A 12,740-nucleotide genomic window follows, 5' to 3' on the forward strand; every position below is an offset into this window, starting at 1 on the left:
TGAGGTTATTTTGAGTAATCTAATGAGCTCAAGAATAATAATTTCAGGGAATAATTATGGATCGTCGTTCATTTCTAAAATCCACTTCATTAGTAGCAGGTGGATTAGCGCTAAATACATTTATAAATCAAGCGTCTGCTAACACAGCATCGGTAAAACTACCTGATGCTAAGCATCCTTTATTGCTTAATTTCAATGAAAACTCATTAGGGATGTCACCAAAGGCTAAAGATGCAATTATTGCCGCGTTACCTAATTCTTTTCGCTATCCTGACGATGCTAGAGCTGAATTAATCACCAGTATTGGCTCTCTTTATGATTTATCTGATAAACATGTCAGCATCGGTAATGGCTCATCAGAAACCATTCAAGCCACTGTTGCCATGTTGGCAAATAAAGCTAGAAACCAAGGGATCAAAATTCAACTGGTTACCCCTGATCCTACATTTAATTATGCCGAGCTGTACTCACTTCCACTTGGTGTACAAATTACAAAGGTTCCTCTAAAAGCAGATTTATCTTTTGATTTACAAAAAATGGAGCAAGCGGCAAATAATTTTGATGGTTTATCCATGATTTATATCTGTAATCCAAACAACCCGACTGCCATGATTACCCCTCATAGCCAGTTAGATGGCTGGATGAGTAAAGCTCCCGATAACCAATTTTTTATTGTTGATGAGGCTTATGCTGAGTTTGTCGAAGACCCTAGCTTTGTCAGTGCTATAGAATTAGTTAAAAAAGGCCAAAAAAATCTTATTGTTACACGAACATTTTCAAAAATATTTGCGCTAGCGGGATTACGTGTTGGTTATGGAATAGCGATACCAGAGGTTATTACTGCCGTAGATGAATTTTTATCTATTGATAACACAAATACAGCAGGGGCTGTTGCTGCCCTCGCCTCATTAAAAGATAAAACCTTTATCGCAAACAGTCTTAAATCCAATAATTTATCGCGTAAAATTGTCGAAACTGCACTAAAAGAAATTGGACTCGAATATGCCCCATCACAGGCAAACTTTATTTTCCATAAAGTAAAAGGTGATGTAAAAGCCTATAAGCAACGCATGGCAGATGCAAATGTGATGGTAGGAAGAGAATTCCCACCCGCTGTAGGCTGGAACCGTTTAACATTAGGAACTCCTGAAGAAATGGAACAATTCGTCACAGTCCTAAAAGAATTTCACAAAAAAGGTTGGGCATAACATAGCCCCTCCAGCGCTACCAAAATAAAAGGAACAGGTATTGATCTCCCCCTTTTATTTTTTAAAAAGGGCCTTTGAAAATAAAGAAGGCCCCCACAAAAATAAGGGCAAAACCAATAATATGATTAACTGTTATACTCTCTCCTAAATATAAAACTGAAAAGAGCACAAAAACACAAAGAGTGATAACTTCCTGCATTGTTTTCAATTCTGCAGCACTATAAAACTGATGCCCCAACCGGTTTGCAGGTACAGCAAAGCAATATTCAACAAAAGCAATTAGCCAACTAAAAAATACCACCACATATAAAGGTTTCGTCGTAAACTTCAAATGTCCATACCAAGCAAACATCATGAACACATTTGAAATGATAAGTAAAAATACAGGGTATAATTTTGCTAGCATGTTAATTTCATAGTAAGAAGATAATTTTCATCATTATGAAATGAAAAAATCACGATTTCAATAAGGTGTAATTAGGCTAATTATTTCATTCTAAAATTTATTTCAGCTAAGACAAATGGAGAGTTAAATGTTTATTCAATATCGCTTAATGGATCTGACAGATAGCCTCAAAGTCGCTCATTTATTACAAGCTAATGCCCCTTCTAACCATGGTGAGCTTCTTGGCGAATTTCCACTTCCTAAGGTTAAGGATATGTTGATGGGAAGCACAGGAACCATTATTGCGGTAGCGGCTCAAGACGTTATCGGTGTGGTTTTTAGCTTTAGGTCGTCATCGGCCACACTACCCCCTTTAGCTTCATTTATTATCGAACAGTTTCCTCACCTAGTTAAAAATAATTGGTTTTATGGGCCTGTTTGTATCAATAAAGAATACAGAGGCAAAGATATCCTCAAAACTTTATATGACAAAGTTTGCGCACTCAATACAGGTAAACCCGTTGCTTTTATTAACACAAAAAATTTACGTTCATTAGCGGCTCACCAGAAATTAGGTATGAGTGTTGTCGCTAACTTTATTTTCGATGAAATAGAATACTATTTAGTTATCGGCAGATAATTTTTTAGTACCATCTAGTACATTTTTATTTTAATTTGCTCACGCTTTGATAAACTAGATACATTATTGTATTAAAGAGTACATTTTATGACAGATTTTCTTACTGTAAACCAAAAGGCATGGGACAAACAGGCAGAGTCGCAACAAGCTTGGTCGACACCTGTGGATTCACAAACTATTCATGATGCTAAACAAGGTCACTGGCAAGTTCACCTTACCCCTACCCCAGTATCAAAAGATTGGCTAGGTGATATTAAAGGGAAAAAAATTCTTTGCCTTGCATCTGGCGGTGGTCAGCAAGCTCCTGTATTAGCAGCTGCGGGTGCTAAAGTTACCGTTTTTGACTTTTCAATAAAACAACTTGAACAAGATATAATGGTCGCAGAACGCGATCATTTAACATTAGAAACTGTACAAGGTGATATGCGTTCGTTATCTATGTTTGCTCGCGAAGAATTTGATATTATTTTCCACCCTATATCTAACCTATATATTCCAGATGTAAATCCTGTATGGCAAGAATGCCATCGTGTATTAAAAACAGAAGGAAAATTATTATCTAGCTTTTTTAACCCCGTAGTTTTTATTGGCGACCGGGATAAAAAATACCATGAGCAAGGCCTTATAAAACCAAGTTATACTATGCCTTTTTCGGAATTAAGCACTTTATCTGAAGAGCAAATTGCATACAAGACTGAACACCAAGAAGCCTTTGTGTTTGGCCATTCTTTAAATGATTTAATTGGTGGACAAATTAAAGCTGGCTTTCATATTGCAGGATTTGAGGAAGATTGGCAGCCACATCCACGTTTTATTGTTGACCGTTATTTACCAACATTCCTATCAACATTAGCGATTAAAATCCGCTAAAAATCCTACATTAGTTAGACTGTTGGCTAATCAATGTTAATTTTCTAAGATAGGCTATTCACCACGGTGGCAATAGCGCTCCCAAACAGATTCAAATTGTTCAGGGGGAATAATATCATCTGTCTTTTCAACAAATGGAATTGAAATCATCACCTTACCCGTTTTATTCTTATGTAGCCTAACAATAAATCGCTTATAGCCATGGGGTAATTCATTTTCAAAACCAAAGACTTCACCGCAGTAGTATCCTGTTTCCTCACCTTCATCACTTTTCGTTAGTACATAATATTTTACATTTTTGTACGTTGCTGCCGACGGATATGCCAAGAAGTCTTCAACTGAGCTTCTCACTCTACTATCCGTATCTAATTCTGGGTCAATAGTCACTTCGGTCATGATCCCCGCTATGTATGCACACCCAGCAACAAGTAATAGAACTAAAGATCTTAATAACATTTTATATAGATAATCCATGAGAAAACAGTAAACATCATTATAGTTTATACTTATTGTTTTGCGACCTCAAAGCGAATCAGGCCATTTATTTTTATAATCTACTGAATAAGTTGCCAAATATAAACTAAAATAGCAGCAGTAATTATCCATATTATTGTTGCTAAACTCAAACTACCCCAAGCCGTCATTTTCGTTGCAAATATATAAACTGTAAGTAGATACATAGCATAAGGAATTAATGACCATAACCCAAATAATGCAGTTTTTCTTAATGCCTCAGTGCCTTGCTCCTGCACAACAATCACATGTGCGATAAGCGCAAAAGTTGGAAATAAAGGCACCAACCCAGCAATATAATAAACTTTACTCCGTGAAAATAATGCAATGATAAGTACAGCTACAGCACCAATTAGACATTTTAAGAATAATGAAAACATAAGAGTTTAATTCCTTTTTACATTTAGCTTATTATCCTTTCTTACTATTGAAAAGTTAACAGCATTATCAATTCAAACAATAGCTCATAAATTTTCTTTTCATTTTGTTAACCATTCCAAAAAATAAGTAAACACACTTAGATTTCATTCATTTTTATGAACTAAGTCATATTATTGCATGTAAAGTATCCATCACGAGTGCCGATACATTGAGTTAGTCCCTACGCCTGATGCTTTCGCGTGACTATATATAACGTTTTAGTCTATAGGATAATTTTGATTCACTTATCGCTAACAATGTTATGTCTGAAAGTCGTTATTTGTATGTATTCAAAACATACTGCTCGATGGTATGAAAGGAAATAATCAATGATGTCTGATACTTCAAAAAAAATTAAATTTAACTCAGCTAAATTTACCTTCACTGGCCTCAAAACGACGACGTTGGTCTGGTTTATTTCAGGACTGCTGATCACACTACTACTGTCTACTTGCTGGTTTTTCTTTAGCTCGTTAAAACAGTATCAAGCAACACTCAATGACCTGGATATAATTTATAATGAGCAAACTGAATTAAACAATACGTGGCAATCTCTACTTCAAGCACGCAATACCTTAAACCGCGCAAGCTCTCGCCATTTATTGATCATCAATAAAATGAAAACGTCGAATACTGACATCGACAGCCTTATTCAGTTTTACCATCAAAAAATGACACAAACCAATACATATTGGAAAAATTTTTCTGAAAGTTCCATGTATCAAAACAATGCAGCTTTCACCGATTTAGAAAAATCGTATAATACATTATATGCCGCACTGAATGAACTTTCTGTGTTCTTAGTTGAAGGAAAAACCTACGATTTTTTAAATCAACCCACACAATCATTTCAAGATGCATTTGAAAAAAATTACATAAATTATCACCAACAGCTTAATAAAAATTACCATGACATCGCTATTTCAAGCGAAAAACTTTATCACCAAAGCATAATTGGTCTTATTGTGATCATTACAATAATCTCCATTGTCACGCTATTCATCCGTTTTATTTTGCAATTTTTCTTTATCCGCCCTCTCAACCAAGTTATTGATGGTATCGAAAAAGTCAGCCAAGGTATTCTTTATCATCAATTTGATAATAAAGGTCTTTCTGAAATAAAACTGCTCAAAATGCATGTCTCTAATATGCAAAGTAAGCTTATTGAAATTGTAAAAAATATTTATGACAACACTCACCATATTAAAGTTGAGTTGAATGATATTACGCAAATGAACCATGATTTGTCCATCCGAGCAGACCAGCAAGCCGCAGCAATTGTTGAAACTGCCGCCAGCGTTGAAGAACTCGACTCTTCATTTAAGCTCAATACAGCACATACAAATCAATCTTGTCAGCTTATGTCTGCAACGAGTATCACCATAGATAAGAGCAATGAGCTAATTTCTGATGTCGTCGAGAATATGGATGATATCGTCGACTTCTCTAAAGAAATCAGCAAAATTACATCTACAATTGATAATATTGCCTTCCAAACGAATTTGTTGGCGCTTAATGCAGCTGTTGAAGCCGCTCGAGTGGGTGAACATGGGAAAGGTTTTGCTGTCGTCGCTAATGAGGTTCGCGAGTTATCAATAAGCTGTACGCAAGCATCCAAAGAGATTAAATTACTAATCAATAATTCAAATGATAAAATTAATCATTGTTTCCAACTGGCGGCAGATGCTAACGATAATATTGTCTCTATTGCTCAAGATACCTCTAATATTAACGAAATGATCCAAAGCGTTGCCCTTGCCTCTAATGAGCAAACTCACGGTGTAAGCCAGATCCACCTAGCTATCAACGAATTAGATAACACGACTCAAGCGAATGCTTCAATGACACGTGAATTACAATCTTCACTAAAAGCACTCGAGTCTCAATCCAATTTACTGGAAGAGATAATTTCTATCTTCCACGTTGAAGCCGAAGATACACAACAATCTGACAGTATTGAGCAAAAAAAAGATCTACCAATTAAAAAACTCCACTAAATTAAATTATTAAACCGTTGGGCACTATTCATGGTGCCCATATTTTTATTTTCTTTCGTATTTTTTCTTCTTTATTCATGTTTGACTACCATTGAATATTTCTAACAAATTATCTGATATAACATGTAACGATTATTTCAAATAACGACGAGCCAATATGACAATTAAAATTACCGTTCTTGTTGATAATAACACTCTCATCGACAGTTATTTTTGCGGTGAGCCAGGTGTCTGCTATCACATTGAAGCTGATGACAAAAAAATATTATTTGATACAGGTTACTCTGATATTTTTATTAATAATGCCCATATACTCAATATTGACCTAGCCGATATTACCGACCTTGTACTGTCTCATGGCCACAATGATCACACATGGGGATTAGGTCATTTGATTCAGTATTTTGACCGTCGTAACGTTGAGGAAAACCACCCCAAACAGCTTATTTATCATCCAGATGCATTAAAACCAAAACAGTTTCAATCGAAAGTGATTGGAGCAAACACCCCAAAAAATGTACTCGATGCCTACTTCACTTGTATAGAATCTATAAAGCCATACTATTTATCTGATAACGTTATATTTTTAGGTCAAATACCTCGGAATAATAATTTTGAAGGAAAAGACCCAATCGGTATTATGGTTAATGAAAACCAACAACACGTTGATGACTATGTCCTTGATGACACCGCTCTGGCAGTTACAACAACAGAAGGACTGATTGTAATAACAGGTTGTTCTCATTCAGGTATTTGCAATATTGTTGAATATGCGAAACACGTCACTGGGATAAATAAAATAGTCACTGTAATTGGTGGTTTTCACTTACAACAAGCCTCAGATGATCTTTTAGAACAGACTGGCAACTACTTTACTCAACAGGACTTATTGCACATCCACCCATGCCACTGTACTGACCTTGCAGCAAAGATACACTTAGCTAAGCATGCTCCTGTTAAAGAGGTTGGTGCTGGCTTACAGCTCACTTATTCAAGTTAACTTGATTGCCCAGTAGTAAGCTGGGCATATTCTTGCAGCTAATCTGATGAACAAAAAAATCACCTTTCCATTCAGAAAATTATCTACATATAAATACGTTAAGTTCTTGACCCTAAATCACTGTCGTGTTTATTACCTTGAGTCATCCGCGTAAGCTCCTCGCAACGTACTATTTTATTATCTAAGACAGTAAAACAGGCAAATACTTCATACTCGCTGTAAGAGCCGTCTTTTTTCATTGCCTTTGCAATATGTTGAGTATGAACGCAGTTATCTCCCTCTGCGATAGATTTAATTGTTATCGTAATTGATTCAGTTGCTTCCTCTAACACCTTCATATGCGCAACGAACTCATCAAAGCCAATTTCTTTACCATCGACTATTTGAATGTAATCTCTAGAGAAAAACTGCTCTATAACAGATAGTGATCCGATTTGCGTTCCTAACACAGAGTCTAAAGCTTGTTTAACCAACTGTATTTTTCCCACTATTTACCTCTTGTTTTTTATAAATGCCTTTACTCTGTTATATGTTGTAAACCAACGATTTCAAGGGAACACTTATATTTAATTAAGCATTCTATTAACTTCAGCATTTTATGCTTTTTATAGCCCAAATATTCCCTCCACATTAAATCAGGCTCATGTTATTTCTTTTAGATACATTTTGTTTTTTTAACATTAAAACCATTTAACGCATATTAACACCAATAAATAACCTTATAATTCATACTAGTATATGGATTGATTTTATAAAAATTACTCATAAAAACAAATAAAATACGGAAAAAATCATTTATTTTTAAGCCATTTACTACATTTTTCGCTTTAGATCACAAAATTCATGTGTAATATCATATTCTTCGTAAATTTCACGCTTTTATAAAATAATGTATCTTGCTAATTCTTATGCTTTTATCCATAATCTTAAGCTATAGTATTTACCACTTTCAGTAACTTCATAGACTCAGTTTTTCCAAGTAATCTTGGATAAGTCCTGAAAACGATATCCCTAATTTATTGGGGGGGCAGTTTTATACATATCCCCCCCCTACTTATATAGGAAACATTTAATATAATCGTATGTTTTTACTGTTAAATGTAATCATGACATATATAAAGGAGGATTTGTGCTGGAAAATCATTTAAACATATTTATTCGAGCTGCATTTATTGAAAATATGGCCTTGAGCTTTTTCCTCGGAATGTGTACTTTCCTCGCGGTATCCAAAGAGGTTAAAACCTCGTTTAAATTAGGTCTAACCGTTGTTGTCTTACTCACTATCGCTACGCCCATCAATAACTTGATCTATAACTATGTTCTTCGAGACGGAGCTATAGCTGAAGGTATTGACTTATCATTTTTATCCTTTGTCACATTTATTGCTGTTCTAGCCGCTTTAGTCCAGATCTTAGAAATGTTCCTAGATAAATTTATACCTTCCCTCTATCACTCACTGGGGGTCTTCTTACCACTCTTAACTATTCACTGTGCTATTTTTGGAGCAACCATTTTTATGGTTGAAAGGAACTATACATTCACAGAATCTGTTGTTTATGGTGCTGGTTGTGGGATAGGTTGGATGTTGGCTATTATTGCGCTTGCGGGTCTTCGTGAAAAAATGAAATACTCTGATATTCCAAAAGGATTAAGAGGATTAGGAATAACATTTATTACCGTAGGTTTAATGTCCCTTGGCTTTATGTCTTTTTCAGGTATTTCGCTCTAATTTTGCATTGAATAGCACATTTCTAAAATCATCTCATTCTATAATGTTAAAAAGCCAATAAGGACATTACTTTTTAACATTTAAACTTGTTTGCTAAGAGGCTACCCCTTTCTTTCGTCCTAGCTTTTTCTCAATCCCCCTACTCTTTCTATCCGATCTGTAACTTCTATCACTTTTTTATTTTTACTCTAAATTGGATTAAAAGATAAATACTGGTATGATTCAATTGCCGACTCAAACGATAGGCACTTTATAACTATAATTATACAGATACATTTCCATTAGATACCCCTGCTTGCAGGGGCTTTTTTATAAAGAACAGTATTCACGTTGAAGTGCTATATTTGCTAATTACATTTTATACAACGAATAATATTGTAAAATTAGTCATATAATTAGATGAGAACATTTCTCTTTTCACTATATCCCTTTAGAACCCCTGTCCCCCTAGATGTCATTTCATCTTTCTTTTCATGCTACTTGTTACATTATTTAACCCTTTGTTAAGGTAATACATGGTTATTTAGCATACAGTAATACCAACTTTATCAAAATCATCAATTGGATATTTACAATTAAGGTGGCACTATGCGATTTAATTTGACCCAAATAAGTATCTTAGAAGAAAACTCCAAAATAATTGGTTTAGACCTCATTCTAAGTGGAGATGATAAATCTACTCACCATTTAAAAATGGATATCAAAGGGTTGGATATGATGAATCTCACATTAAGAGATATTGAGAAACAAGCAATTAAACAGGTTAAACATAATTTTGAACATTGCTCCAATGGATAAACTAGGCACCACATTCACTTTATCCCAATACATCTATCTCATACTGGCTTAGGCCAGACAAAACTCACCTTTTAATCAGAGGGTCATCTGAACCCCACCATCATCTAATACCCTCTAGGTATATGAGTATCTATGATTGAAAAATAATTAGTTAAAATCATCAAGTTTTAAAATGACATACCGATAAACTAAACTATTACGCCCAATTTTGATATAGAGCATCGATACGTTCCGATACAATGAACTCATTCCAAATAAGTAACAAAGCAACTAATACCTATTCTAGAAAATATTTGTAACAAATCTTTTCTACTGGTAAACTTTCATTTCAATATTGTTTTATCTATGTAAAAAATAATAATAAATTTTGTCTCAAATTGATAAAAAAGAATAATAAAAATATTGAATAAATAAAAAACCAAACAAGCATCATAAAATAATAGTTCATATTATTATTTATTAATACATGAAAAATGCTATCGCATATACACGTGATAAGAGTATTTGCGATAATCACAAAATTCGCTGTATAAAATACATAAAATTAACAAATTGGTTTATAAACTTATTTATCAATATGTTGAGACTACCTTACCACTAAAATCAAACGATTGTTTAATTTCATTTGATAGCTACCACCAATTAAAAATTGGAAAACAAGTATTTAAAACGATTGTACTTGATATAAATATTTGACTAGTTTTTATCTCAGAAAATTCTTAATAAAAAAGAGGTTGATATGAATCGTGCTATTTTAAATAGCAAAGTTAATACCTTAGTGGGAAATTATTTAAGGCAAAAACGGATTGAAAATGATATGACTGGTGCTGAAGTTAGCGAATTACTTCATGTTAGTCAGCAACAAATTTCACGTTATGAAAATGGTATTAATACAATTTCATTCAGTTTAATCCTACTGTTTCTTATCAAATTAAATATCAGTGTAGAATCTTTTTTTGTTTCTTTACTGAAGGAGCTGGAAAATGAAGGTGATATTATAGACTTAGGATTAAGTTTATATTTAAATCCATCATCTAGAGAAAATCAATATCTTTATATATAAAATGCCTCATCAACATCAGGATCAATAACTAAATCAGAACATATAAATGTTAAAAAACAATAAAAATCTTGGCCTATACATACAAAAAAACAGAATAACTAACCATATTTCAATTGAAAAAATGGCAAATTTATTAGACATATCAACAGATTTTTATCTGTCTTATGAAAATGGTGAAAAATCCATTTATGCAGACCATTTATTTTATATCGCTAAAATTTTAAATATCGATATCAGCCAGTTAGTTAACGTTTATTTAGAATAGCTAACTTATAGCATTTAAGCGTCAGAGGTTTATTAAAACCTCTGACCTTCAATAGTAAACCCACTAATAGCTCTTCTCCTCCTATTTTGTGAAAATATATCAATATGCAATAAAAAAACATGTCTTTTAATATTGGATAACGAGGTCACAACTTCGCATTTTATGTCTTCTACAATGTACAGCCTAAAAGTAGGAGAAAAAATGAACCCTAATAACAAAGTAAACGTGCTTAAACTCATTTCGGCAGAAATGAATAAAGTCATTGATTATTACTCAAAAAACACATCTAGCTCACCGCAAAGTACTGATTTAATATCATTACGTGAAGCTTATAATGAAGATAGAAAGTATTGGAATGCAGATGCCCCCATCATGCAATCAACTCATGATATTAACATTCAAACGCCTTATGGTTGTATCCTTACACGCATATTTCAGCCTACAATAACTACACCTGCGACATTATTTTATATCCATGGTGGTGGGTTTATTTTAGGTAATCTTGATACCCATGACAGAATAATGCGGTTACTAGCGCTATATACTGGCTGTACCATCATTGGTGTAGACTATTCTTTATCACCCGAAGCCCGTTACCCCCAAGCAATTGAGGAAATATCTATGGCATATCAGTTTTATGCCCATAATGCCGAGAAGTATAATATTAACATGGATCAGACAGGCTTTGCGGGGGATTCCGCTGGCGCAATGTTATCATTAGCGACAACACTTTGGCTTCGTGATAATAATATTGTAAATCATGAAATTAAAGCTAATTTACTTTGGTACGGACTTTATGGTTTACAAGATTCAGTGAGCCGTCGACTCTATGGCGGTGAGTGGGATGGATTAACACAGAAAGACCTTGAAGGGTATGACAGCGCCTATCTTGGTGAGTCAGGAAGTCGCGAAGCACCTTACTACTGTTTATTCAATAACGATTTAACTCATCATATTCCACCTTGCTTTATTGCCAGTGCGGAATTTGACCCACTTTTAGATGATAGCATCGCATTATTCAATACATTAAAAAACAATAAGATATCCTGCAAATATAAGATGTACCCAGGTACATTACATGCTTTTTTACATTATAGCCGTATGATGAATATTGCTGATGAAGCAATTAGAGATGGTGCTGAGTATTTTAAAAGACTTACCTCTGAAAATAGCCTCTAGAGCTAAATTCTGTCATTCAATTTTCTGTATTGTTTTATTTGATTAATACTTACAAGTAAAATTATCTTACAGAGCAAAACAGAGGTTATTATGCTAATTAGCCTAAAAGCGGTTACAAAAGAAAACTATGAATCCATTTGTCTTTTAGATGTATCTGATGAGCAAGAAAAATATGTTGCTTCAAACACTTGGTCACTGGTTGAAGCCGCTTATAATGAAAATTATACCGTAAGAGCTATTTACTGTGATGATGACCCAGTTGGTTTCTTTATGTGGGTACAAGAAAGCCCAATAAGAATATCAATTTGGCGGTTTATGATTGACCAACATCACCAAAATAAAGGAATAGGTAGACAAGCGCTTAGCCTCGCGCTTACAGAGATAAAACAAACACAATCAATCATAGAGATTGAAATATGTTATAACCCAAACAACCCTGTCGCCAAAAATTTTTATTCCTCATTTGGTTTCAGCGAGGTCGGTATGGATAAAAATAATGAAGATATGCTCGCGTTAATTTACCTTAAAAAAGAGCGATGAATTTTCCCCTTAATCTAGAGAAAAAACCTCTGCAGCAGTAGCCATTATCTCAATATATGCATATCGCCCTCCTGCAAGGTATTCCTATTTATTAAGTTAATAGGTAAACACACACCTATTAAAGTAATTAATC

At 34.0% G+C, this 12,740-nt stretch carries 15 protein-coding genes; 11 read left to right on the forward strand and 4 right to left on the reverse strand.

Features of this window, described 5'->3' with window-relative positions:
- Nucleotides 1-56 precede the first annotated feature (56 nt).
- Nucleotides 57-1,208 carry a pyridoxal phosphate-dependent aminotransferase gene (locus M1F05_RS11530; RefSeq protein ID WP_206086457.1) on the forward strand — a complete coding sequence of 384 codons (1,152 nt, stop codon included), beginning with the start codon at nucleotides 57-59 and terminating at the stop codon, nucleotides 1,206-1,208.
- Nucleotides 1,209-1,269: 61 nt separating this feature from the next.
- On the opposite strand, the gene M1F05_RS11535 is transcribed toward M1F05_RS11530, so the two are convergent.
- Nucleotides 1,270-1,614, reverse strand: a complete 345-nt coding sequence (locus tag M1F05_RS11535) for a DMT family protein (protein ID WP_206086451.1) — start codon at nucleotides 1,612-1,614, stop codon at nucleotides 1,270-1,272.
- A gap of 127 nt (nucleotides 1,615-1,741) precedes the next feature.
- Here M1F05_RS11535 and M1F05_RS11540 point away from each other — a divergent pair, with 127 nt between their 5' ends.
- Both M1F05_RS11540 and M1F05_RS11545 read left to right on the forward strand, forming a co-directional pair.
- Nucleotides 1,742-2,233, forward strand: coding sequence for an N-acetyltransferase (locus M1F05_RS11540; protein WP_206086449.1), 492 nt, complete (start codon nucleotides 1,742-1,744; stop codon nucleotides 2,231-2,233).
- Nucleotides 2,234-2,320: 87 nt separating this feature from the next.
- Nucleotides 2,321-3,103 (forward strand): class I SAM-dependent methyltransferase, encoded by a 783-nt coding sequence (locus tag M1F05_RS11545; protein ID WP_206086447.1) that lies wholly within the window; start codon nucleotides 2,321-2,323, stop codon nucleotides 3,101-3,103.
- A gap of 54 nt (nucleotides 3,104-3,157) precedes the next feature.
- On the opposite strand, the gene M1F05_RS11550 is transcribed toward M1F05_RS11545, so the two are convergent.
- Together M1F05_RS11550 and M1F05_RS11555 are read right to left on the reverse strand one after the other, a co-directional pair.
- Nucleotides 3,158-3,559, reverse strand: a complete 402-nt coding sequence (locus M1F05_RS11550) for a hypothetical protein (RefSeq protein ID WP_206086441.1) — start codon at nucleotides 3,557-3,559, stop codon at nucleotides 3,158-3,160.
- A 98-nt stretch (nucleotides 3,560-3,657) separates the two neighbouring features.
- Complete coding sequence (locus M1F05_RS11555) at nucleotides 3,658-3,996, reverse strand: GlpM family protein (RefSeq protein ID WP_206086439.1); 339 nt, start codon at nucleotides 3,994-3,996, stop codon at nucleotides 3,658-3,660.
- Nucleotides 3,997-4,365: 369 nt separating this feature from the next.
- On the opposite strand from M1F05_RS11555, the gene M1F05_RS11560 reads away from it, so the two are divergent.
- Together M1F05_RS11560 and M1F05_RS11565 are read left to right on the forward strand one after the other, a co-directional pair.
- Nucleotides 4,366-6,033: a methyl-accepting chemotaxis protein gene (locus tag M1F05_RS11560; protein ID WP_206086437.1), complete on the forward strand. Its 1,668-nt coding sequence runs from the start codon at nucleotides 4,366-4,368 to the stop codon at nucleotides 6,031-6,033.
- Between the two features lie 157 nt (nucleotides 6,034-6,190).
- Nucleotides 6,191-7,033: an MBL fold metallo-hydrolase gene (locus tag M1F05_RS11565; protein WP_206086435.1), complete on the forward strand. Its 843-nt coding sequence runs from the start codon at nucleotides 6,191-6,193 to the stop codon at nucleotides 7,031-7,033.
- A gap of 98 nt (nucleotides 7,034-7,131) precedes the next feature.
- On the opposite strand, the gene M1F05_RS11570 is transcribed toward M1F05_RS11565, so the two are convergent.
- Nucleotides 7,132-7,521 carry a nuclear transport factor 2 family protein gene (locus M1F05_RS11570; RefSeq protein ID WP_206086433.1) on the reverse strand — a complete coding sequence of 130 codons (390 nt, stop codon included), beginning with the start codon at nucleotides 7,519-7,521 and terminating at the stop codon, nucleotides 7,132-7,134.
- Between the two features lie 641 nt (nucleotides 7,522-8,162).
- On the opposite strand from M1F05_RS11570, the gene nqrE reads away from it, so the two are divergent.
- The 6 genes from nqrE (at nucleotide 8,163) to M1F05_RS11600 (ending at nucleotide 12,607) form a co-directional block, all read left to right on the forward strand.
- Nucleotides 8,163-8,762 (forward strand): NADH:ubiquinone reductase (Na(+)-transporting) subunit E, encoded by a 600-nt coding sequence (gene nqrE, locus M1F05_RS11575; protein WP_206086428.1) that lies wholly within the window; start codon nucleotides 8,163-8,165, stop codon nucleotides 8,760-8,762.
- Nucleotides 8,763-9,350: 588 nt separating this feature from the next.
- Nucleotides 9,351-9,560 carry a hypothetical protein gene (locus tag M1F05_RS11580; protein WP_206086420.1) on the forward strand — a complete coding sequence of 70 codons (210 nt, stop codon included), beginning with the start codon at nucleotides 9,351-9,353 and terminating at the stop codon, nucleotides 9,558-9,560.
- 739 nt (nucleotides 9,561-10,299) lie between these two features.
- Nucleotides 10,300-10,623 (forward strand): helix-turn-helix domain-containing protein, encoded by a 324-nt coding sequence (locus M1F05_RS11585; RefSeq protein WP_206086416.1) that lies wholly within the window; start codon nucleotides 10,300-10,302, stop codon nucleotides 10,621-10,623.
- Between the two features lie 46 nt (nucleotides 10,624-10,669).
- Nucleotides 10,670-10,888: a helix-turn-helix domain-containing protein gene (locus M1F05_RS11590; RefSeq protein ID WP_206086415.1), complete on the forward strand. Its 219-nt coding sequence runs from the start codon at nucleotides 10,670-10,672 to the stop codon at nucleotides 10,886-10,888.
- 201 nt (nucleotides 10,889-11,089) lie between these two features.
- Nucleotides 11,090-12,067: an acetyl esterase gene (gene aes, locus M1F05_RS11595; RefSeq protein WP_206086414.1), complete on the forward strand. Its 978-nt coding sequence runs from the start codon at nucleotides 11,090-11,092 to the stop codon at nucleotides 12,065-12,067.
- Between the two features lie 90 nt (nucleotides 12,068-12,157).
- Nucleotides 12,158-12,607, forward strand: a complete 450-nt coding sequence (locus M1F05_RS11600) for a GNAT family N-acetyltransferase (protein WP_206086413.1) — start codon at nucleotides 12,158-12,160, stop codon at nucleotides 12,605-12,607.
- Nucleotides 12,608-12,740: the final 133 nt, after the last annotated feature.

Origin of the sequence: Providencia sp. PROV252 (genome assembly GCF_033676005.1) — a bacterium.
GTDB lineage: Bacteria > Pseudomonadota > Gammaproteobacteria > Enterobacterales > Enterobacteriaceae > Providencia > Providencia vermicola.